Origin of the sequence: Providencia sp. PROV119 (assembly GCF_028482435.1) — a bacterium.
Taxonomy (GTDB): Bacteria; Pseudomonadota; Gammaproteobacteria; order Enterobacterales; family Enterobacteriaceae; genus Providencia; species Providencia stuartii.
The window spans coordinates 210,904-232,106 of sequence record NZ_JAMPQL010000001.1 but is presented as its reverse complement, the minus strand read 5'-3'; the positions used below and the strand labels follow the sequence as shown (position 1 = coordinate 232,106).

The window sequence follows — 21,203 nt, the reverse complement described above, 5'->3', positions numbered from 1 at the left end:
CATGAGCCAAAAAATACTTTTTATTGACCGTGACGGAACATTAATCACTGAGCCACCTACTGATTTTCAGGTCGATAGCCTAAGTAAATTAGCATTTGAAAAAGCGGTGATCCCGAGCTTACTCGCGCTCCAAAAAGCCAACTACCGTTTAGTCATGGTCACTAACCAAGATGGCTTGGGAACGGATAGCTTTCCAACGGCTGACTTTGAGCCACCTCATAATTTAATGATGCAGGTTTTTGAATCTCAGGGTATCCAATTTGATGAAGTGCTGATCTGCCCTCACAAACCTGCGGATAACTGCAACTGCCGCAAGCCAAAGTTAGGCTTAGTCGAAAATTATCTTGTTGAAGGTAAATTAGACAAAGCAAACAGCTATGTGATTGGCGACCGTGAAACCGACATCCAATTAGCTGAAAATATGGGTATTCAAGGCCTACGTTATAGCCCTGAATCACTCGATTGGGTCGCTATCACTGATAAGTTAACCAAACGCGATCGTCATGCCTTGGTCGAACGAGTCACAAAAGAGACCCATATTCGCGTCGAAGTCTGGCTTGATCGCGAAGGCGGTAGCCAAATCAACACCGGCGTTGGCTTCTTTGATCACATGCTTGACCAAATCGCGACTCACGGTGGTTTCCGTTTAAATATCGACGTTAAAGGTGACCTATTTATAGACGACCATCACACCGTTGAGGATACAGGTTTAGCCCTTGGTGAGGCACTGCGTGTTGCGCTAGGTGACAAACGTGGTATTGCGCGTTTTGGCTTTGTGCTACCGATGGATGAATGCCAAGCACGCTGTGCATTAGATATCTCAGGCCGCCCACACCTTGAATACAAAGCAGAATTTAAATACCAACGCGTTGGTGATTTGAGCACTGAAATGATCGAACACTTTTTCAGTTCACTCTCTTATGCGATGGGTTGTACGTTACACCTGAAAACTAAAGGGAAAAACGATCACCATAAAGCAGAGAGCCTATTTAAAGTGTTTGGTCGCACCTTACGCCAAGCGATCCGTGTTGAAGGGGATACTTTGCCTAGCTCGAAAGGGGTTCTCTAATGAATGTTGTGATCCTTGATACGGGGTGCGCTAATTTGTCATCGGTCGCTTACGCTGTTAAGCGTTTGGGTTACACCCCAAAAATTAGCCGTGATACTAAGACGATTTTACAGGCTGATAAAGTGTTTCTACCGGGAGTCGGCACAGCAAGTGCCGCCATGGAACAACTGAATGAGCGTGAACTCATTCCGTTAATTAAAACGCTGACTCAACCTGTTTTAGGCATCTGCTTAGGTATGCAATTAATGGGCAGTGTGAGTGAAGAAGGTAAAGAATTGATCCCATTACTGGGCCTCATTGATAGCCCGGTCCAAAAAATGGATGCTAACGGTTTGCCTGTTCCGCACAGTGGCTGGAACCAAGTTAAAGCATTAGCAGGCCACCCTTTATTCAAAGGGATCCGTGAGGATGCCTACTTCTATTTTGTGCATAGCTATTCGATGCCAATTTCAGGCAATACCCTAGCTCAAACCTTATATGGGAACCCATTTAGTAGTGCTGTCAATCAGGATAACTTTTACGGGGTTCAATTCCACCCTGAACGTTCGGGTGCCGCAGGTTCCCGTCTGATCCAAAACTTTTTGGAGATGTAATTGAGATGATCATTCCTGCTTTAGATTTAATTGATGGTAATGTTGTTCGCCTACACCAAGGAGACTATGCCAAGCAAACGGCATACGGTAATGATCCTCTCCCTCGCCTGCAACAATATGAGCAAGAAGGGGCGAAATTACTGCATTTAGTCGATTTAACGGGAGCCAAAGACCCACAAAAACGCCAAATTTCCCTACTCAAAAAATTATTAGCTGGCGTTTGTGTTCCTGTACAAGTTGGCGGTGGTATCCGCACTGAAGAAGACGTAAAAGCGCTGTTAGACGCGGGAGCGACGCGAGTGGTTATTGGCTCAACCGCGGTCAAGCAACCCGAATTAGTGAAAACTTGGTTTGAACGTTACGGCGGTGAAGCTATCGTGCTTGCTCTGGATGTTCGTATCAATCAACAAGGCGTTAAAGAAATTGCCATCAGTGGCTGGCAAGAGAATTCAAACCTTTCTCTAGAACAGGCCATTGAGATGTATCAGCCATACGGGCTAAAACACGTTTTATGTACCGATATTTCGAAAGATGGCACTTTGGCGGGTTCCAATGTCAACTTATATCGTGAAATCAGTCAAAAATACCCTGATATTGCTTTTCAAGCTTCAGGGGGTATTGGCTCTTTAGCTGATATCGCCGCTATTCCATCATCAGGAGCGGCAGGCGTGATTGTTGGTCGCGCCCTACTTGAAGGTAAATTCACTGTCGCGGAGGCAATCGCATGTTGGCAAAACGCATAATTCCTTGTCTGGATGTTCGTGATGGGCAAGTGGTTAAAGGTGTTCAATTCCGTAATCATGAAATTATTGGTGATATCGTGCCGCTCGCCCAGCGTTATGCCCAAGAAGGGGCAGATGAATTAGTTTTTTATGATATTACTGCATCATCTGACGGCCGTGTGGTCGATAAGAGTTGGGTTTCCAAAGTCGCCGAAGTCATTGATATCCCGTTTTGCGTGGCTGGTGGTATTAAAAGTGTCGAAGATGCAGCACAAATCCTGTCATTTGGCGCAGATAAAATTTCCATTAACTCACCTGCATTGTCTGATCCAACCTTAATTAGCCGTCTCGCTGAGCGCTTTGGTGTTCAATGTATTGTGGTTGGTATCGACACTTGGTTTGACCATGACAGCGGAGATTATCTGGTTTATCAATTTACTGGGGATGAAAAGCGCACCACACAAACTCGCTGGAAAACCTTAGATTGGGTTAAAGAGGTTCAACAACGCGGTGCTGGCGAAATCGTTCTAAACATGATGAACCAAGACGGTGTACGCCAAGGCTATGATCTGCTACAACTGAAAAAAGTCCGCGAAATCTGCCAAGTGCCTTTAATTGCCTCTGGTGGCGCGGGTGAAAAAGTACACTTCCTTGATGCTTTTTGCGATGCAAACGTTGATGGCGCACTTGCTGCTTCTGTGTTCCATAAGCAAATCATCAATATCGGTGAATTAAAGCAATACCTTGCAGAAAATGGAGTTCAAATTAGAGTATGTTAACCACAGAACAATGTCACCAACTTGCTTGGCAAAAAGTCGATGGGCTAATGCCTGTTGTTGTACAACACGCCACCTCTGGTGATGTACTAATGTTGGGTTATATGAACCCTGAAGCCTTACAAACCACCTTAGAGAGTGGCAAGGTCACTTTTTATTCAAGAACCAAACAGCGCCTATGGACCAAAGGGGAAACGTCTGGCCATTTTCTCAATTTGGTAGATATCTATCCAGACTGTGACAGCGATACCCTGCTCGCCTTAGTACAACCTATTGGACCAACTTGTCACAAGGGCACTGAAAGCTGTTTTGCTCCAGCCCAAAGTGATTGGGGCTTCTTATTTGAACTGGAAACCTTACTAAAATCACGTAAAACAGCAGATCCTGAAAGCTCTTACACCGCGCGTTTATATGCTAGTGGAACTAAACGTATCGCTCAAAAAGTGGGAGAAGAAGGGGTTGAGACCGCACTAGCTGCCACCGTGAATGATCGTGCTGAACTCACGAATGAAGCCGCAGATCTGATGTATCACTTGCTGGTACTCTTACAAGACCAAGATCTTGATTTAAGCACTATCATCAAACGACTGAAAGAGCGCCATCAATAATAATACGGTAGCCTGCTTAAGGTGGGCTACCCAATATAAAAAAGGTGAACTGATTATTGTTCGTCGACCTAAGCCCTCCTATTATCTTACCTATAAATGACTGTTTAGCTAATTGAGTCAATTAATTCAAGTGAAAGCCTATTTTAATAAAAATGCTATTTGGACAATGATTTCGCTATTAACTTAAAAACACGCTCATTGCTTCTTTCAATTTTCAGATAATATCCATGGTATTTAGCTTGTTATCTAATTTTGCTACTATCTCAACTGTTTATTTTTATAAAAAAGGAACCGTCGTGTCAGAAAGCCCTATTTTTATTCAATTAACCCAGTTACTTGATAAACATAATGCCAGATACCGTGTGATGGAACACCCAACCGCAGGTAAATCTGAGGAAGTCGCTAAAGTACGAGGAACCCAATTAGGTCAAGGTGCAAAAGGTCTGGTATGCCATGTCAAAGGAAATGGGATCCGCCAACATGTTTTAGCTATTCTTCCTGCGGATAAACAGGCTGATTTAAGCAAAATAGCCCATGCCATTGGCGGAACGCGAGCCTCATTAGCGAGTCCAAAAGAAGTGGATGATTTAACCCAATGTGTATTTGGCGCCATTCCTCCTTTTAGCTTCCACCCCTCGCTAAAATTAATTGCTGATCCTTATTTATTTGCCCGTTTTGAAGAATTAGCCTTTAATGCTGGCACACTTGAACGCTCAGTTATCCTCAATACCGAAGACTATCGGCGTATTGCTAATCCCACGCTAGTTAGTTTTATTCGTGATAGTGAAACAACGTAAAATAACTTGATTTTAAGTAAAATAGGTCTCGCGCTTTTATGCGGCTGCTACACTTAGTAATAACTGTTGTTCAGTATAAAGGAGAATATCATGAGTTTATTCGACAAAGCAGAAAACAGAGCAAGAGAAGCCGCTGGCACGGCGCAGCAAGCCTATGGTGAAGTCACCGACTCTACAGAACATCAAATTAAAGGTGCCGTTAAAAAATGTGCAGCTCAAGGCTGTGATACCTTAAATTCCGCTGTGGATAGCGTAAAAAGCCATCCACTTGCCGCAGCCACTATCGCTGCCGGAGTCGGCTTTATATTTGGTTACTTAGCCAGCAAGAAGTAAATTTATATATGCGATAAAGGGAATGACATATCATCATTCCCTATCGGTCATTGTTATGATTTGTTTTGATATTCCAACAATGCCGCTTTTAATGCGGCCAAATCAGAATGACATAAATGAGGTTTTAACGCATTGAATTGCTCTTCAGGCCAATCATAAATTCTCAATGCGAGCAGCTCACTAATAATTTCAGGCGAAAAACGGTATCCAATCTGTTTCGCTGGATTGCCCCCAACAATGCTATATGGCGCCACATTTTTTACCACAACACTATTGGCGGCAATAACAGCGCCTTCACCGATATGAACGCCTGGCATGATGAATGCTCGCATACCAATCCATGCGCCATCACCAATTATCGTATCGCCCTTCCCTACATAGGCTTCATTAATATGCTCAATAAAAGGATACAAGCAAAACCAGTCCATTCGATGAGTGTGATTTCCTCCCATCAAAATCACGGCTTCACTGCCGATACACACATAATCGCCAATATAGAGTTGATCGACTTGCCAAGGAAGTTGCCAGTCACGACTCCCTTCATCTCCTTGTAGGTAACGAACAACGGAGGCTTCAAAGCCATTATCCCAACAGTCACTGTAATAACTGTGACGCCCTTTAATATGGATATTGGGGTTTTGGACAACTTCGTGTAATAGTTGATATTTTGACCAATGCTTTTGATTCATGGTAACAATCCTCGTCGTAAAATTATTATTACCATAGAACGCTGTCTATGGTGATGTATTCGCGCTCAAAAATACATCACCTTTAGCCACCCTAGGCTGTTTTAATAAGGGATTTATCATTTATGCTGCCTCATTCTGTGCGGCTAATTTTAAGCTGACATTCCTTGCCACCAGCGCAATGATACAGCCTAACAACATTAAAATAGCTAGCGCCCACTTTGCTGGTAAGAAGGCATTAATCGCCAATAAACTTAACCCCGCACCAACCGCCATTTGAATAAACCCGACCAGTGCAGAGGCCGTTCCAGCCTCTTTTTCAAAAGGTTCTAACGCGTAACTGGTTGCGGTTCCCATCATAAAAGCGAGTCCTGTACAGGCACAAGCAACAGGTAACATATAGACTAACCAATGGTTTTGTAACGCATAGGGCAGTAACATTAAGCCTAATACGAGGCCTAAACACCCGATCCCCATAAATAAGCTACCTGCTTTTAAGCAATTAGGGCGACCAATTTTCGGGATATAGTGGTTAGCAATATAGCTAGCAAACATGATCCAAAAACCATTTGCCCCAAACACAAGCGAAAATTCTAGCGGGGTTAGCTTTGAATCCCCCATTAACACGCTCGGTGCAAAGGAGACATAAGTCAGTACCATTCCCATACTACCCGCATTAACCAATGCAAAAATCATAAAATACTTATTACGCAAAATGTGCAGATAATGGTTAAGTTGCAGTTTTTTCACATGTTGCAAACTTGCAGGGCGAGTTTCAGGTAAAAAAGCTATCACCAATACTAAGAGCAGTAATGCATAGAGGGCAAGGAACCAAAAAGGTGCGCGCCATCCCCAATATTCTGCCAAAAAGCCACCTAATAGCGGAGCAAGCGCTGGCACAATGTTTAATGTGCCATTCAGGAAGCCAAATGCACGCGCCGCTTCTGTACCATTTAAACGGTCTCGCACCCCACTAAAAGCAACTACACCTGTACAGCAGACCGCGACACCTTGCAGCACTCGCGCAGCAATAAAGATCTCCACCGCAGTGGATAATGCTGCAACTGTCGACCCGATGATATAAATTAAGATCCCTATGATGGCGATAGGTTTACGTCCATATCGATCAATTAAAGGCCCTGAGACCAACTGCCCTATACCAAAAATTAAAATAAACAGCGCGATTGTTGATTGTATCAGTGACTCTGGGGAGCCAAGGGCAATCGCAATAGCAGGGATTGTCGGTAAATATAGGTCAATCGCCAGTGGGCTAAGTAGTACGAGTAACAATAACAGGACAAGGAACTTTCGCATAAATAGAATTCTTAGTGAACAATCATCAAATGATCAATCTAGGCTTTGCAGTGAAGCTTTCTCAGCCTAATAATAAAAATGAACTGATAATTCTATCAGTAGAATCAATCAAAGCGATACCCGATTTTCTTGCCCGAATATCTTTCAGCATAAAAAACTCACCGTTAAGTAAATTTAACGCTTGAATGCAGAGTACAGATGCTCTGTTAGGCAGCTTATGATCCTCTAACTATCACTAAGTAAACGAGTATTTTAGACTAAGCGAATGAACAGCGTCGTATCAGTCACTCCCCGCAACGTAATAGCCAATTGATGAATACCAGTTCATTTTTTATAGTGTTATTAGTTATGGTTTGTTATTCAAAATTCTTCTCTTGCGGATCCATCAGGTAAATAATCGCTATGTATTATTCCTAGTCGAAGCCTATTTTCTCACCCTATCGTAGAGTAAGCTCACTTCAATAAAAATAGTATTATCATCAATTCAATAAGGCGATATTCTCGAGTAATGGCAATCCATGAAGTCACACCATAATTTGCATAAGCCTTCTATTCCCCTTACGCTGTCTCTTGCGAGTTCTTGTCTAATTTGTTTTAGCTGACAACCCCAGTTGATTTACCTACATTTATGACATTATCAACTTTGAGTTTTGACGAGTATTAGCATAATAAGAGAGCGAACTGAGAAATAAATACTTAAAAAATGAATAATAATCTAATTACTCAATTACAAAATTGGTATAAATCTCAATGCGATGGAATTTGGGAGCATGAATATGGATTAGACATCAGTACGTTAGACAATCCAGGCTGGCGAGTTCATATTAATGGTGAGAGTGGAAAAAATAAATCAAACCTTATTGTTAATAATAGCAATGATGATTGGTTAAATATCATTACAACTGATAAAGAATTTAAAGGCTATGGAAGCCCACAAAATTTAAATATCATCTTAGATTACGCTATTAAATGGCTTAATGGGTCATAACAGTATATCTCCTTCAGCCTAGCATAATGTTTTTAATATTCATGACTTCCCCAGCCTAATAGGGGGAGTTGTATGCACAAAAAAAGGGGCTGGATCACCAGCCCCCTCACTTATGTAATTCATTGTTTTAATGAATTACTCCATCCATTCGGTATGAAATACGCCTTCTTTATCAGTACGTTTATAAGTATGAGCACCGAAATAATCGCGCTGTGCCTGAATTAAGTTAGCAGGCAATACCGCTGAACGATAGCTATCATAATAAGAAATTGCGGCTGAGAATGTGGGTGTTGGAATACCGTTTTGTACACCATAACAAACCACATCACGTAACGCTTGCTGATATTCATCTGCGATTTGCTTAAAGTATGGCGCTAATAACAAGTTCGCAATCTGTGCGTTTTCATTGTAGGCATCTGTAATCTTTTGCAAGAACTGAGCACGAATAATACAACCAGCACGGAAAATCTTCGCGATTTCACCGTAGTTAAGATCCCAGTTATATTCGTCAGAAGCCGCTTTTAATTGCTGGAAGCCTTGAGCATAAGAGACGATTTTACCTAGGTATAACGCGCGGCGTACTTTTTCGATAAACTGTTTTTTATCACCTTCAACCGCTTTTAATGCCGGACCAGTTAACACTTTAGAAGCAGCAACACGTTGATCTTTTAGGAAAGAGATATAACGTGCGAATACCGATTCAGTGATAAGTGTTACTGGAATACCTAAATCTAAAGAGCTTTGGCTAGTCCACTTACCTGTGCCCTTGTTTGCCGCTTCATCCAAAATAACATCAACAAGATATTTGCCATCTTCATCTTTTTTCTTAAAGATATCAGCGGTGATTTCAATCAGATAGCTACTTAGTTCACCTTGGTTCCAATCTGCAAAAATCTCTGCAAGCGCTTCATTGCTTAGGTTTAAAGCACCTTTTAATAATGAATAGGCCTCAGCGATAAGTTGCATATCACCATATTCAATACCATTGTGAACCATTTTAACATAATGACCAGCACCATCTGGGCCAATATAAGTCACGCAAGGCTCACCTTCTGCTTTAGCGGCGATTTCTTTTAGAATTGGTGCAACCAGTTCATAAGCCTCTTTTTGTCCACCCGGCATGATCGATGGGCCTTTTAGTGCCCCCTCTTCACCACCAGAAACCCCTGTACCGATAAAGTTAAAGCCTTGCTCTGATAGCTCGCGATTACGACGGATTGTGTCTTTATATAGCGTATTGCCACCATCAATCAGGATATCGCCTTTGTCCAAATGCGGAGTCAATGCAGCAATCGTTTTATCTGTCGCTTCACCTGCTTTCACCATTAGCAGGATACGGCGTGGTTTTTCCAGAGAGTCGACAAACTCTTCAATAGTGTAGCTGGGAACTAATTTTTTCCCTGGATTTTCAGCAATAACTTCATCCGTTTTATCTTTAGAACGGTTGAAAATAGAGACGGAATAACCACGGCTTTCAATATTCAGCGCAAGGTTGCGCCCCATGACAGCCATACCGACAACGCCAATCTGTTGCTTTGACATGAAAAACTCCTGTCTGATTAGGACCTAAGCCAGCATTTTACTTGCTGGCAATTCTGTTAACAGGATCACATGTTAACTCAGGTTTGTTCTGGTGGGTAGTTATTGATGCAATCGATGACGCAAACGGAATATTATTTGTAGATTATCGTCTCATTAACGTGAATTTTTATTGAAATTTGAGTAAACAAACCGCATTATTCACCAGTCGGCATATGCCGTCATATCAGAAGGTAAAACAAACTGTATGGAATGGATCGCAGATCCTTCGATTTGGGCGGGGCTTGCCACCCTTATCGTTCTAGAAATCGTTCTTGGTATTGATAACCTCGTCTTTATTGCCATTTTGGCAGATAAGCTTCCGCAAAAATTGCGTGATAGGGCTCGTGTAACGGGTCTGATGCTAGCACTAGTGATGCGAGTCATTCTGCTATTTAGCTTGTCTTGGCTAATCACGCTCACCAAGCCTTTAATTACACTATTCGATCATCCATTTAGTGCCAGAGATCTGATCATGTTGGTCGGCGGTCTCTTTTTGCTATTTAAGGCAACAATGGAGCTTAATGAACGGCTAGAAGGTGGGGATGAACACGCGCATACCCAGCGGAAAACATCGAATTTCTGGGCTGTTGTGGCACAAATCATCGTCCTTGATGCAGTTTTCTCACTCGATTCGGTAATTACTGCCGTTGGGATGGTTGACCATATTGGTGTTATGGTTGCTGCTGTGACGATTGCCATGATGTTGATGATATGGGCAAGTAAGCCACTAACTGGTTTTGTTAACAACCACCCTACTATCGTTATCCTGTGTCTCAGTTTCTTGTTGATGATAGGCTTTAGCTTGGTTGCTGAAGGCTTCGGTTACTCGATACCGAAAGGCTATCTATATGCTGCGATTGGTTTCTCTATCATGATTGAAGTCTTAAATCAGTTCGCACAATTTAACCGTCGCAAATTCCTAAAAGGTAGTCGCCCATTACGTGAGCGCACAGCAGAAGCGGTGCTACGTATTCTAAGCGGTAACCATGAACGTGCGGAATTGGATGCTCATACATCGGACTTGATAGCGGATAACCAATCTGTTTTTGATCCACAAGAGCGTCAAATGATTGCCCGAGTTTTGGGAATGGCGGAACGTAATGTCGAAAGTATCATGACATCACGCCATGATGTGGAATATTTAGATATCAATAAATCAGCCAGTGAATTACTACAATTGCTGGAAAAAAATCCGCATTCACGCTTTGTGGTGATTGATGAGAATATCAGTGATGAGCCTGTTGGTGTTATCCATGTGCTTGATTTAGTTAAACAGCAGCTCAGTGGTCAACCTCTTGATTTACGTGCTCTTATTACTCAACCCCTGATCTTCCCTGAAGGCCTTTCGCTGCTAAAAGCGCTAGAGCAGTTCCGTAAAGCTCAAACACACTTTGCCTTTGTTGTCGATGAGTTTGGTACTGTTGAGGGTGTCGTCACCTTAACCGATGTAATGGAAACCATTGCTGGTAACTTACCAGATGGGGAAGAAGAAAATGATTCGCGTCATGACATCCAAAAGTTGGAGGATGGTCACTGGATTGCCAATGGTTTTATGCCATTAGAAGACCTGATCTTATTTGTTCCAATGGAATTGGATGAAAAACGTGAATACGAAACCATTGCAGGCCTATTGATGGAACATCTTCAACGTGTTCCTGAAGAAGGTGAACAAATTGAGGTGAACGGTTGTATTTTCCAACCGCTTGAGGTCAAGAACCACCGTATTAGCAAGGTGCTGATTATTCCACCTAAACAGCCTGAAGAAGATGAAGAAGAGTAATTAAGCTTCATTTAGAACCATACCGGCCAGTGAGCCGGTATTTTTTTACATAAATATTTAAAGTTGCTTTATCCGATGTCTTAAAACACAAAAATGGTAGCGTTTTTTAAAAGAATTAATTATTGAGTTGTTCAATAATTTAGGCAACTTAATAATGTTATTCGAGGTTAACATGGTTCAGTCAATCACTGGTAAAGTATTACATAACACACATCAGTTACAACAGCCACAAACAACAGCTCACAATTCAGGTATTACTGGAAATATAAAACGTACGACCAATAGCTTTCAATCAAATCCAGCCATAAATCAGCAAAACACAAACAAAGTTGGCAGCGGAATATTTAAGCTTAAAGAATTAAAAGGAATAGAGAAAGATGTTAGCTCTATTCTAAAAAATATGAATAATTTGCTAAATAATATAAATAAAGAGCATGGGGCTATAGATGGCGAAAAAAATAAAAATCAATTTAAACAACTATCAATTCAATTAAATAACTTGCGAGGAAAAACCGCCAATTATCAAAAAAGATTAGATGATGTGGGCTATAAAAGTGGCTCTAAAAAACGGGAAACACTGGCAAAATTTGAACAAAAATTAAACCTAGCAGGCTTAGTTAAAAGGAATATTGAATCAAAAAAAGGTTACCAAGATAACCAAGCAGCGAAAGAAGCCGCTAAAACAATTGATCCTAATGACCCTCAATACCGAAAAACTTTCAGCGTATTCTAATAAGTTTATGTAAATAAATGGCATCTTATTCTGATGATGCCATTTATTCATGAAAAGCTTAGAGCGCGTTCAACAAATCACTTAGCCCTTTTTGTTCTTCCTTCTTCAAAAAGTTACCTAATGCCTCTTTTGCTTGTGTCTTTAATTCATTACGTAGCAATTTTTCGACATTCAATTGATATTGCAGATTGCTCCATCCACCATAAATACGCAGTGGAATAGTCATCGCTTGTAACTGCTGGATAAAGCGAGAATCACCGCCCCAACCTTTAGTGATTTGTACGCCCAAATTCACATCTAGGGTTTCGGCTGGTACATTTGCCCAACCTTGTCCGGTAATCGAGATGAGTGGAGACGTTGCATTCATTGAAGCAATATTGACGGTTCCTTTATTTAAACGACCATTAACGGTGAACAATTCAACTTCCGTATAATTTCCCGTATTGACCGGCGCATTAATTTTATTGGTCACCCGTGAAATAGATTGTTGGATCAATAACGGAATATTTAAGCCCGCTAAGCGTGCATTTTGTAAACTGAAACTCACAGGACCTTGCCATAAATGTTTCACGGCATAATCATCATAACCAGGCCCCGATAAATCCGCATTGATAGTCACAATACCGCTCAATTTTTCGGGCATATTAAATGCCTTTAATAACGGCGTTAAATTAATATTTTGGATATTAGGCTTCGCCATGACTTGCGCGGGGATCGCAGCATAATTAATGGTCACAGGCAGTGAGAATAGTCCTCCAAACGCCTTCCCTTCTAACTGAGAAATGACTAATTGAGGCGCTTGATTTTGTGCTGCAAGTTTTACTGCGCTTACCTCCATTCCACGATAAATCAAATTATCGATATTGAGATCAATATTGGCAGTAAAGGATTTTAAATTCGATAAATCATATTTTTGGGTTTCTTTCCCAGAAATAACAGGTTTAACCCCCACTCGAGCAGGATTATCGGATTCATTCGCATTATGGGAGCCTGCATTTGTATGCGGTGTACCCAGTAATTTATCTAAATTTAAGCGATGAGAAGATAACTGAACACGAACATCAGGGATATTGCCTAATTGTGCTGCGATTTTACCGGTTAATTCACTTTCATTCGCCTTAATGACAATGTTATTTAAACTGGCTGTCGCAACATTCTCTTTAATGTAAGCAAAATCACTGGTGAATTGACCCGTTATGCCACCTTCAGGCAAATCAACACCTGTAAAGGTGTAATCAAATTGAGTTAATTGCCCACTAATTTGATGTGAAAGCTGGGAGAGATCAAGCTCTGCTCGCGCATCAAAGCGCAGCTCCTGCTGGTTTTTATTTAAATTACCGCTGAATTTAGCCGTAATTTTTCGCTCATCATTTTTCTTTAAGGAAAGGTTGATATTGCGTAAGTTGTACTCATCATTCTGAGTTTTCCAGATCACTAAACTATTTGATACTTCAACTTTTTCAATATCCAATAGCCATTGGCTCTTCTCCGTAGAGCTTGGTGTTTGCTTGTTACCTGCTGGCGCAATCGGTGAGTTAGCATCAGTTTGAGCTTCGCTTTCTGGTGTATGACGAATGACTGCACCGTCTAAAACAATTTGTTCAACAGATAAACGATGAGAAAGCAAAGGCCACAATTCTACGTCAAGGCGCATATTTTCAGCGCTCAAGACAGGTTGGCTTGCATTAGGTGCGGTGACCGAAACAGGTCCTGTAATAATGCTAAGGGTCGGCCAGACATGCCAACGCATATCGCCTTTAAAATCGAGCTGATAGCCGCTCTTTTTCTCGACTTGCTCCACAAGATACTGTCTAAAGTCGTTTGGATTCACTAACATGACCAACGCTGTTAGCCCAACTACAATCACGACTAGCAAGATGACCAGTGTCGTCAGAAATCGTTTCATTCTTCCCTCACTCAAGTTATGTCTGCTACGCCACACAAAAGGCTCACACTACACCTATCCCTGCACAATATGCGGAATTACCTCAAATTAAACATAAAGATAATTCCGCAATACTTCTCGTTATCAATCTTCACTGATACGACTACCGACCGCCCCTTGCTGATTTTTATATTTTGCATCTTGTCGGCTATTATAAGGACGATCTGCGCTGCCAGATAATGGCTCAAAACTTAAAGCGCCAATCACCATTCCAGGGCGCAGGGCCAATGGGAGTTTACCTGAATTATAAAACTCTAACACAATTTGCCCACACCAACCGGGGTCGATTCGATGAGCAGTAACATGCACCATTAACCCCAATCGTGCTAACGATGAACGCCCATCTAACCACCCCACTAGGTTATCAGGCAGGGTAACAGACTCGAGAGTGACTGCAAGTGCTAATTCCCCTGGATGGAGGAAAAAAGGCTCATTGTCTTTGAGAATTATTTCATCACTCATGACACGGTCAAGCGCCGCATTAACTTCATCTTTCGGGCCACTTAGGTCAATAAAGGCTGCGGTATGCCCACGGAAAACGCGGAATTGGTTTCCTAGGCGCACATCCGCCGTTGCTCCATTGATCCGTTCAATAGGTGGACGTGGGCTAATGACTAATTTTCCCTCATCCATCCATTGAATAATATCGCGGTCACAAAGACGCATGATGGTATCCCCCCTTTTATTATTTTCCATCGCCAGACTGCCTAATGCTGTTTAGTCTTGGCAAAATTCGCCGATTTTCGCTTTTAAGATATCAATGGCAACGCGGTTTTTACCGCCACGAGGCACAATAATATCGGCATACTGTTTTGACGGTTCAATAAACTGTAAAAACATCGGACGAACGGTTCTATTATATTGTTCAATCACAGAATCCAGCGTTCTGCCTCTCTCATTTACATCACGTTTTATCCGTCGCATCAAGCAAATATCAAGCGGAGTATCGACAAAGATCGAAAAATCCATCTCTTCACGTAAACGTTTATCTGTTAGTAGCAAGATCCCTTCGATAATAATAACTTTTTTAGGTTTGAAGTGAATGCTGGTTTCTTTACGTGTGTGAGCGACATAGTCGTATTGAGGAATTTCTACTGATTTACCGCTTTTGAGCGCTTTGAGGTGTTGATACAGCAAGCTGTGATCCATGGAATTTGGGTGGTCATAATTGACTTTTAACCGCTCTTCCATTGGTATATCTCTTTGATCTTTATAGTAGCAGTCTTCTGGTATAACACCGATATTATGATCACCAACCTTTTCCCGTAACTCTCGATATAACGTACTCGCGATAAGGCTTTTTCCGGATGCAGAAGCTCCTGATATACCAACAATGGTACAGTGGTGCGCTATGTCAGTCATAAAATGATAACCTGGTTAAATAAATCTGAAATGAAATGCATGACTTCATATTGATGAAGTTATGGTTGCCGGAATTATAGGAGTTAATGGCGAGAGGTTCCAGCTTCACAAAGCAAACTCGCTAAAAAAACACTAAATAATAAGAAGAAATATCCATAAAAGGGGAATTCGATTGCGGTTAGATCCCTGTTATCGGCATGCCGTTATTTATCAACCTAAAACAGGTACAATTAAAACGTTTTACGCCCTTCTCCCTCTAAGATAGTTATTATCCGTTATTTTTCGCTCATCGTTTTTAAGGGAAGGTTGATGTTACGTAATATTATACTCATCATTCTGAGTTTTCCTGAGCGCTAAACTATTTGATACTTCAACTTTTTCAATACCATTGACTCTTCTCTATAGAGTTTGGTGTTTGTTACCCATTGGCGCAATCAGTGGGTTAACATCCATTTGAGTTTCACTTTCTGGCGTATGATGAACGACGGCATCGTTTAAAAACAATTTGTTCAATGGATAAACGATAGAGATAAGCGATAAGAAAGCAAAGGCCACAATTCTACGTCAAGACGCATATTTTCAACGTTCAAGACAGGTTGGCTTGCATTAAGAGCGGTGTTCGAAGCAAGTCCTGTCATCATACTAGGGGTCGACCAGACATGCCAACGCTGTTGGCCTAACTACAATCACGACTAGCAAGATGACCAGTGCCGTCAGAAATCATTTCATTTTTTATCTGCTACGCACCACAAAAACTCACACAATACTAATTTCTGCACAACAAAAATACATTCCTTTTTATTATAGTACGTTTATCCGTTTTATCCCTTTTATCAAACAAGTACCGACAAGATCGAAAAATCTCTCTCTTCATATAAACGTTTATCTGTCAGTAGCAAGGCCCCTTCAATACCAACTTTGTTAGGTTTGAAGTAAATGCTGGTTTCTTTGTATGTATAAGCGACATAGTCGTATTGAAGAATTTCTACTGATTTACCGCTTTTGGGTGCTTTGAGGTATTGATGCCGCAAGCTGTGATCCATGAAATTTGCGCGGTTATAATTGACTTTTAACCGCTCTTCCAATTGGTCTATCTCGTTAATCTTTATGTTCGAAGGCTAATAGCTCAATTGGGTCTAATCGTTACTCAACGTATCGTTTATAAAATGGCTACCAAACGCAAACACAGTGATGCCGTGGCGGATAATTTGCTGAATCAAAATTTTAATCTTGTAGCCCCTAATGAAGTCTGGGCGGGTAATTTACCTTAAGGAAAGGCACTTGGTGCTGCCACAAAAAAACGCCCCAGAGAAAGAGGCGCATCAGATTATGGGGATGTAATCAATCACTGTGAAGATTATGCTTTTATAAATGATTGCACGGTGGTCACTGTCAGTCGGGTCAGTGCGGAGTAAAACGGACTGTTTCCGTGCGTGTCCAGACGCTGCGAATAACGCGGTAACCAACTCATCAGGTGCTGACTGAGCAGTGTATTAACCGCTACTTCTCGCATTTCAGATGCCAGTACCGCCGCCTGAAACAAAATCAGCCCGATGTGATCAGCGGGTTCCGGATACGGGGTATTTAGTTTTAGCCGCTCCTGTTTTAGAAAAGCGCTCAGCGCAAGAGTCGAATCCCCCTGCAACAATCCTTCCGCATCGAGATACACCGAGCCCCAAGGTGGCGCCGGTAACGACCCTGGCCCGACGAACAGAGATTGCCATGCCGATTTCAGTACCTCCGCCCCCTCTGCGGCCGTGCGGCTCAGTTGCATGCAGAGTGTACTATCCACCTCACACGGCCACTGCTGGGCAAATCCCGGCAGGGTAAACAGACGCATCGCCATCCGGTTGCTGTCATCATCCGGCGGGAACAGATAGCAGATCCCCAGTACATTAAACGCGGCCGCATAGTGAGCTGTCTTATTCATTACATCTCCCTTCAGATATGAATATAATAGAACACATAACGCAACATAAATTCTGCCGCAATAGTCAGTAAACCGCCGGTGATAAACCCGCCGCAGACCGGTACGCCGTTGTGTGCTTTTTTCTGCGCTCGAACAAGAGATATACAGCAGAGTGCCACACCAATTGCGGCTGCCGCTAGGACACCAATCCGCAGCTCGGCGATACTGTCATACGCATCAATCGGTGACAGCGGAAATGTAATGGATTTATGAGTCAGCTGTGTGAGGGTCAGGTAATGCTCATAAAATGGCTGATACAGCAGACGACCAGCTAGGCTTACCGCCATCATCCCCCACAACAGCCACAGCTGTGATAATGACAATGTATCAGCGGGCAGCGCAATCCCAACTCTGTGTCCGGTTTTCTCAACTATCACCACCAGCAGAATAAACAGCACTGCACCAAGTGTCAGCGTCGTACCGTAAAACATCAGATAGGTATTGATATCATTCCAAGTCAGAATCGAGGTATAACGGTAAATCGATGCCATACAGAAGATATCGAACAGCCCGATCGCCATCGCTCCACCATATAACAGAAAAGAAAATTTGCCCGTCTTCCACAACCAGAGAAAACTGATACCCAATACGCCAACAAATGATGCGGTAACCACTACTTCACGGCTAAGCCAAGCACTGAATACATTATTAATGGCATTCGGCGCATTGAGTGGCACGCCGAGGTGAGTAATTGATGCAACAGATCCCACACCCGCAATACCGCAGATAATAAAAATCGTCAGCATCATAAAACGCTTAAAGCTGTCTGTCGGGAGGCGATGGCTGAAATGCATGGCAAATACCCCACTCACAACGCACAGCCCCACCGCCGCATTCATCATGTAAGTGAAAATTAAAAGTGACCACTCATTCATTTTTCTTTTCTCTCACTGTTCATATCATCAAAGTTCGCGCCCCAGTGCGGGTTAATCACCAGATTCGGATGAGTTATTGACGGATCTGGTAGCCCAGTCACGTAATCAAGGTCGCCGTATTTCGCCCTCAGTTCGTCTATTGGGCCGAACTGAATCGCCCCGAGTGGACAGGTGCTAACGCATACTGGCTGTTCACCTTTTTGTTGAAGATCGATACAAAAATCGCATTTCGACATCTGCTTTGTTTCCGGATTCATCTGCGGCGCGCCGTACGGACACGACCACGCACAGGCACCACAGCCAACACATTTATCAGTATTGACCATCACAATGCCATCCCCTTCGCGTTTATGCATCGCAGTTGTCGGACAGTTGCGCACACAGATCGGGTCTTTACAGTGATTACAGGAAATAGAAAGCGTATAGGCGAACACGTTATTAATCAGTGCGCCGTTTTGATTGCGGCTATACCCGCCGCCAGTCATTTCATACACCCGACGGAAGCGGCGGCCGACATCAAGATTATTTTTGTCCTTGCACGCTACCTGACACGCTTTACAACCGGAGCAGCGGGCGGAGTCAATATAAAAACCTAACTGTTTGCTGCTGACTGCCGGATAAACGATGAATTTGCTCATGCTTTTTCCACCTCAACCAATAATGTTTGGTGCGCATTGCCGTGGGCGAGCGCGGTACGGCGTGACGAGGTGAGCACGTTGGCACATCCGCCCTGATCAATGCCATTGTTGTCCGGCAGCCACCAAGCTCCGGCTTGTAATGCAACCACACCGGGCATAATGCGCTGTGTGATTTTTACTGGGATCATGGTGATACCGCGATCGTTATGTACTTTCACTTTTTCACCGTCACTGATACCGCGATCCGCCGCATCGAATGGATTAATCCACAGCTCCTGCCGCTGCACTTCTTGCAACCACGGGTTAGCGAACTGCGTGGAGTTCGCGCGGTTGCGGCCTTTCCAAGTGATCAGCTGTAACGGGTATTTCGCGGTAAGGCTATCTTCCGGTCCTTCGATGGCTGGAACATAATGAGATAGCGCGGGAATGTCCGGATTGTGCATGTCATACAGGCGTTTGGAGAAAATCTCGATTTTGCCGGACGGAGTCGGGAACGGGTTGTTCTCAAAATCCTGAATATTTTTTTCAAAAGCCACATTTTGGGTATGCGGACGATGAGTTAATAAATGACGGCGTTTTATCAGCAGCTCATCAAACGTCGGAATATTATCTTCTGGGCGCTTTTGTGCTGCATCATTGACGAGGAATTCTATCCAGTCACGATCTGTCTCATGCCCTTCGGTGAATGCATCACGAACCCCCAGTTTTTCCGCCACGTCGCACAGCCAGTCGTAATCGGTACGACGTTCAAATTCCGGTTCAATTGCTTTTTCAGATAGGATCAGGTAATCGCCGTAACTCCAAGTGCCGCCGATATTCCAGCGTTCCAAAAAACTGGTTTCCGGCAGTAGCAAATCCGCATATTTCGCACTCGGGGTAAGATAGAGATCGCTACAGACAATAAATTCGACTTTCGATTCATCCTCCAGCACTTTTGCGGCATGGAGAATATCGGTATTTTGGTTGGTCAAATAGTTACCCGCCATTGAGAAAATCATTTTGATTTCGGTGTCGAGTTTGTCTGCATTTTTCAGTCCGTTACCCGGCGTGACCAGATTTTTGTCCTCACACGCCTGCACCCAGTTGGTGATGTTGATTTTGGCTTTTACTGGGTTATCAAACAGCTTTGGTCCGGCGATGGTTTTGCGCAGTTCCGGATTCAGTGCCATGCCGTAACCTGCCGCCCAGCCGCCGCGCACGCCGACATTACCAGTGATGGTTGCCAGCAGCGTTGCACCGCGCGCACTGCGTTCACCGCAGATATGACGCTGTGGTCCCCAACCCTGCATCAGCACCGCCGGTTTGGTTGTGGCATATTCACGCGCCAGCTGACGGATAGTTTCCGCCGGAACTTTAGTGATTCTCTCTGCCCATTCTGGGGTTTTGGCTATGCCGTCTTTTTTACCCGTTAGATAGGCCACCAGTGATTCATTATCCGCTACACCTTCCGGCATTTGCTCTTCGCTGAAACCCAGCGTGTATTTATCAATAAACGCCTGATCATGTAGATTTTCTGTGACGATGACATACATCATCGCATCCATCATGGCGTTATCTGTCGTCGGCAGGATCGGGATCCATTGATCAGCCAATGAGGAGGCGGTATCGGAATAGCGCGGATCGACCACAATAAACCGAGTGCCGTTCTTTTTCATCTTCTGGAAATAGTGGTTACTGTGCCCGAAAATAGTTTCGTTCGGGTTATGCCCCCACAGGATCACCAGTGGGGTATTTTCTAGGGTATCAAGTGTGCTGCCGCTGGCGGCGGTGCCGTAGGTATACGGCGTGGCTGCCATGGTGTTACCGTTACTGACGGAATGGTAGTTTTCCAGAAACCCGCCCGTCAGATTAAACAGACGACGCAGCATATTCGCACCGGAAAAAATCCCGCCGGTCACGCCTGTACTCAGGCTAACAAACCGTGACGCAGGGCCGTATGTGTCACTGATACGTTGCCATTCTGCGGCGATCAGGCTGGTTGCTTCTTGCCAGCTGATGCGCTCAAAACGCCCTTCACCGCGCTTACCGACCCGTTTCATCGGGTATTTCAGGCGGTCTGGGTGATAAATAAATTTCCGGTAACCACGTCCGCGCACACAAGCCCGCATGATCGGCATATCTTCATTCAGTTCCGCATCCGGTCGGGTACTGATGCGGATGGCTTTTCCGTCTTTGATATGTGCCCGGATATCACATTTCCCACCGCAGTCAAAACTGCTGCATGTTGGTACAATGCGAACCCCGTCATCCGTTTGATGAACAGGAATCTGTGTAGGATCGGACGGAACGGATGCAATACTTTCGGATGCCAGAAACGGCACCGCAGATAATACAGAACTGGCCTGTATGAAACGGCGTCGGCTTATTTCGCCGAGAGTGCCGGATTTTTCATTATCGTGACCGGATTGATGACTCATAATGGATTTACCCTGAG

At 43.4% G+C, this 21,203-nt stretch carries 21 protein-coding genes and 1 pseudogene; 11 read left to right on the top strand and 11 right to left on the bottom strand.

Going from position 1 to position 21,203, the window contains the following annotated elements; genetic code table 11:
* The first annotated feature begins 1 nt into the window (after position 1).
* The 7 genes from hisB (at position 2) to PSF11_RS01080 (ending at position 4,898) form a co-directional block, all read left to right on the top strand.
* Positions 2–1,069, top strand: coding sequence for a bifunctional histidinol-phosphatase/imidazoleglycerol-phosphate dehydratase HisB (hisB, locus tag PSF11_RS01110; protein ID WP_004918009.1), 1,068 nt, complete (start codon positions 2–4; stop codon positions 1,067–1,069).
* A complete protein-coding gene (hisH, locus tag PSF11_RS01105; protein ID WP_004918008.1) occupies positions 1,069–1,662 on the top strand; it encodes an imidazole glycerol phosphate synthase subunit HisH in 594 nt (197 codons plus the stop codon). Before hisB ends, hisH begins: the two co-directional genes overlap by 1 nt.
* A gap of 5 nt (positions 1,663–1,667) precedes the next feature.
* A complete protein-coding gene (hisA, locus tag PSF11_RS01100; protein ID WP_004918006.1) occupies positions 1,668–2,405 on the top strand; it encodes a 1-(5-phosphoribosyl)-5-[(5-phosphoribosylamino)methylideneamino]imidazole-4-carboxamide isomerase in 738 nt (245 codons plus the stop codon).
* The gene (gene hisF, locus PSF11_RS01095) at positions 2,387–3,163 is read left to right on the top strand and encodes an imidazole glycerol phosphate synthase subunit HisF (protein ID WP_004918004.1); all 777 of its coding nucleotides are present in this window, start codon (positions 2,387–2,389) and stop codon (positions 3,161–3,163) included. The genes hisA and hisF overlap by 19 nt, the downstream gene beginning before the upstream one ends.
* On the top strand, positions 3,157–3,768 hold the full coding sequence (gene hisIE / locus PSF11_RS01090; RefSeq protein WP_004918003.1) for a bifunctional phosphoribosyl-AMP cyclohydrolase/phosphoribosyl-ATP diphosphatase HisIE: 612 nt from the start codon (positions 3,157–3,159) through the stop codon (positions 3,766–3,768). Before hisF ends, hisIE begins: the two co-directional genes overlap by 7 nt.
* A gap of 365 nt (positions 3,769–4,133) precedes the next feature.
* A complete protein-coding gene (locus PSF11_RS01085) occupies positions 4,134–4,565 on the top strand; it encodes a YbaK/EbsC family protein (RefSeq protein ID WP_223854886.1) in 432 nt (143 codons plus the stop codon).
* Between the two features lie 90 nt (positions 4,566–4,655).
* Positions 4,656–4,898 (top strand): glycine zipper domain-containing protein, encoded by a 243-nt coding sequence (locus tag PSF11_RS01080; RefSeq protein WP_014657814.1) that lies wholly within the window; start codon positions 4,656–4,658, stop codon positions 4,896–4,898.
* A 53-nt stretch (positions 4,899–4,951) separates the two neighbouring features.
* Here PSF11_RS01080 and PSF11_RS01075 read toward each other — a convergent pair whose 3' ends face one another.
* On the bottom strand, positions 4,952–5,587 hold the full coding sequence (locus PSF11_RS01075) for a CatB-related O-acetyltransferase (RefSeq protein ID WP_036943574.1): 636 nt from the start codon (positions 5,585–5,587) through the stop codon (positions 4,952–4,954).
* 120 nt (positions 5,588–5,707) lie between these two features.
* Complete coding sequence (locus tag PSF11_RS01070; RefSeq protein ID WP_014657812.1) at positions 5,708–6,898, bottom strand: multidrug effflux MFS transporter; 1,191 nt, start codon at positions 6,896–6,898, stop codon at positions 5,708–5,710.
* Positions 6,899–7,601: 703 nt separating this feature from the next.
* Between PSF11_RS01070 and PSF11_RS01065 the strand changes: the two genes are divergently transcribed.
* Entirely contained in the window at positions 7,602–7,886 is a 285-nt protein-coding gene (locus tag PSF11_RS01065) for an Imm53 family immunity protein (RefSeq protein ID WP_004917993.1), read from the top strand.
* 135 nt (positions 7,887–8,021) lie between these two features.
* Here PSF11_RS01065 and gndA read toward each other — a convergent pair whose 3' ends face one another.
* The gene (gene gndA, locus PSF11_RS01060; protein WP_014657811.1) at positions 8,022–9,428 is read right to left on the bottom strand and encodes an NADP-dependent phosphogluconate dehydrogenase; all 1,407 of its coding nucleotides are present in this window, start codon (positions 9,426–9,428) and stop codon (positions 8,022–8,024) included.
* Positions 9,429–9,672: 244 nt separating this feature from the next.
* On the opposite strand from gndA, the gene PSF11_RS01055 reads away from it, so the two are divergent.
* Both PSF11_RS01055 and PSF11_RS01050 read left to right on the top strand, forming a co-directional pair.
* Positions 9,673–11,247 carry a TerC family protein gene (locus tag PSF11_RS01055; protein WP_004917989.1) on the top strand — a complete coding sequence of 525 codons (1,575 nt, stop codon included), beginning with the start codon at positions 9,673–9,675 and terminating at the stop codon, positions 11,245–11,247.
* Between the two features lie 172 nt (positions 11,248–11,419).
* Positions 11,420–11,980: a hypothetical protein gene (locus PSF11_RS01050; RefSeq protein WP_145928236.1), complete on the top strand. Its 561-nt coding sequence runs from the start codon at positions 11,420–11,422 to the stop codon at positions 11,978–11,980.
* 58 nt (positions 11,981–12,038) lie between these two features.
* Here PSF11_RS01050 and asmA read toward each other — a convergent pair whose 3' ends face one another.
* The 4 genes from asmA to PSF11_RS01030 all read right to left on the bottom strand — a co-directional run bounded on the left by asmA (position 12,039) and on the right by PSF11_RS01030 (position 16,372).
* Entirely contained in the window at positions 12,039–13,886 is a 1,848-nt protein-coding gene (asmA, locus tag PSF11_RS01045; RefSeq protein WP_004917985.1) for an outer membrane assembly protein AsmA, read from the bottom strand.
* Positions 13,887–14,009: 123 nt separating this feature from the next.
* Positions 14,010–14,591, bottom strand: a complete 582-nt coding sequence (gene dcd / locus PSF11_RS01040; protein WP_014657808.1) for a dCTP deaminase — start codon at positions 14,589–14,591, stop codon at positions 14,010–14,012.
* A 51-nt stretch (positions 14,592–14,642) separates the two neighbouring features.
* Positions 14,643–15,287 carry a uridine kinase gene (gene udk, locus PSF11_RS01035; protein ID WP_004917981.1) on the bottom strand — a complete coding sequence of 215 codons (645 nt, stop codon included), beginning with the start codon at positions 15,285–15,287 and terminating at the stop codon, positions 14,643–14,645.
* A gap of 833 nt (positions 15,288–16,120) precedes the next feature.
* Positions 16,121–16,372 (bottom strand): uridine kinase, encoded by a 252-nt coding sequence (locus PSF11_RS01030; RefSeq protein ID WP_225829591.1) that lies wholly within the window; start codon positions 16,370–16,372, stop codon positions 16,121–16,123.
* Positions 16,373–16,378: 6 nt separating this feature from the next.
* Between PSF11_RS01030 and PSF11_RS01025 the strand changes: the two are divergent.
* A pseudogene (locus PSF11_RS01025) lies at positions 16,379–16,552 on the top strand (IS3 family transposase); the annotation flags it as partial.
* Between the two features lie 92 nt (positions 16,553–16,644).
* Here PSF11_RS01025 and dmsD read toward each other — a convergent pair.
* From dmsD to PSF11_RS01005, 4 genes are read right to left on the bottom strand one after another with little or no spacing between them, the layout of a single operon-like run.
* Entirely contained in the window at positions 16,645–17,217 is a 573-nt protein-coding gene (dmsD, locus tag PSF11_RS01020) for a Tat proofreading chaperone DmsD (protein WP_004917969.1), read from the bottom strand.
* An 11-nt stretch (positions 17,218–17,228) separates the two neighbouring features.
* Positions 17,229–18,131, bottom strand: coding sequence for a dimethyl sulfoxide reductase anchor subunit family protein (locus PSF11_RS01015; protein ID WP_004917966.1), 903 nt, complete (start codon positions 18,129–18,131; stop codon positions 17,229–17,231).
* Positions 18,128–18,769 (bottom strand): DMSO/selenate family reductase complex B subunit, encoded by a 642-nt coding sequence (locus PSF11_RS01010; protein WP_014657804.1) that lies wholly within the window; start codon positions 18,767–18,769, stop codon positions 18,128–18,130. The genes PSF11_RS01015 and PSF11_RS01010 overlap by 4 nt, the downstream gene beginning before the upstream one ends.
* Positions 18,766–21,186, bottom strand: coding sequence for a DMSO/selenate family reductase complex A subunit (locus tag PSF11_RS01005; protein WP_072502937.1), 2,421 nt, complete (start codon positions 21,184–21,186; stop codon positions 18,766–18,768). Before PSF11_RS01005 ends, PSF11_RS01010 begins: the two co-directional genes overlap by 4 nt.
* Between the last annotated feature and the right edge of the window lie 17 nt (positions 21,187–21,203).

What these genes read in the sequence shown, in the direction of transcription:
- PSF11_RS01050 (WP_145928236.1), top strand. Translation starts at nt 11,420, where the DNA reads ATGGTTCAGTCAATCACTGGTAAAGTATTACATAACACACATCAGTTA.
- PSF11_RS01010 (WP_014657804.1), bottom strand. Translation starts at nt 18,769, where the DNA reads ATGAGCAAATTCATCGTTTATCCGGCAGTCAGCAGCAAACAGTTAGGT.
- PSF11_RS01005 (WP_072502937.1), bottom strand. Translation starts at nt 21,186, where the DNA reads ATGAGTCATCAATCCGGTCACGATAATGAAAAATCCGGCACTCTCGGC.
- PSF11_RS01055 (WP_004917989.1), top strand. Translation starts at nt 9,673, where the DNA reads ATGGAATGGATCGCAGATCCTTCGATTTGGGCGGGGCTTGCCACCCTT.
- hisIE (WP_004918003.1), top strand. Translation starts at nt 3,157, where the DNA reads ATGTTAACCACAGAACAATGTCACCAACTTGCTTGGCAAAAAGTCGAT.
- PSF11_RS01080 (WP_014657814.1), top strand. Translation starts at nt 4,656, where the DNA reads ATGAGTTTATTCGACAAAGCAGAAAACAGAGCAAGAGAAGCCGCTGGC.
- asmA (WP_004917985.1), bottom strand. Translation starts at nt 13,886, where the DNA reads ATGAAACGATTTCTGACGACACTGGTCATCTTGCTAGTCGTGATTGTA.
- hisF (WP_004918004.1), top strand. Translation starts at nt 2,387, where the DNA reads ATGTTGGCAAAACGCATAATTCCTTGTCTGGATGTTCGTGATGGGCAA.
- PSF11_RS01085 (WP_223854886.1), top strand. Translation starts at nt 4,134, where the DNA reads ATGGAACACCCAACCGCAGGTAAATCTGAGGAAGTCGCTAAAGTACGA.
- PSF11_RS01070 (WP_014657812.1), bottom strand. Translation starts at nt 6,898, where the DNA reads ATGCGAAAGTTCCTTGTCCTGTTATTGTTACTCGTACTACTTAGCCCA.
- gndA (WP_014657811.1), bottom strand. Translation starts at nt 9,428, where the DNA reads ATGTCAAAGCAACAGATTGGCGTTGTCGGTATGGCTGTCATGGGGCGC.
- PSF11_RS01015 (WP_004917966.1), bottom strand. Translation starts at nt 18,131, where the DNA reads ATGAATGAGTGGTCACTTTTAATTTTCACTTACATGATGAATGCGGCG.
- hisH (WP_004918008.1), top strand. Translation starts at nt 1,069, where the DNA reads ATGAATGTTGTGATCCTTGATACGGGGTGCGCTAATTTGTCATCGGTC.
- PSF11_RS01075 (WP_036943574.1), bottom strand. Translation starts at nt 5,587, where the DNA reads ATGAATCAAAAGCATTGGTCAAAATATCAACTATTACACGAAGTTGTC.
- hisA (WP_004918006.1), top strand. Translation starts at nt 1,668, where the DNA reads ATGATCATTCCTGCTTTAGATTTAATTGATGGTAATGTTGTTCGCCTA.
- hisB (WP_004918009.1), top strand. Translation starts at nt 2, where the DNA reads ATGAGCCAAAAAATACTTTTTATTGACCGTGACGGAACATTAATCACT.
- dmsD (WP_004917969.1), bottom strand. Translation starts at nt 17,217, where the DNA reads ATGAATAAGACAGCTCACTATGCGGCCGCGTTTAATGTACTGGGGATC.
- udk (WP_004917981.1), bottom strand. Translation starts at nt 15,287, where the DNA reads ATGACTGACATAGCGCACCACTGTACCATTGTTGGTATATCAGGAGCT.
- PSF11_RS01065 (WP_004917993.1), top strand. Translation starts at nt 7,602, where the DNA reads ATGAATAATAATCTAATTACTCAATTACAAAATTGGTATAAATCTCAA.
- dcd (WP_014657808.1), bottom strand. Translation starts at nt 14,591, where the DNA reads ATGCGTCTTTGTGACCGCGATATTATTCAATGGATGGATGAGGGAAAA.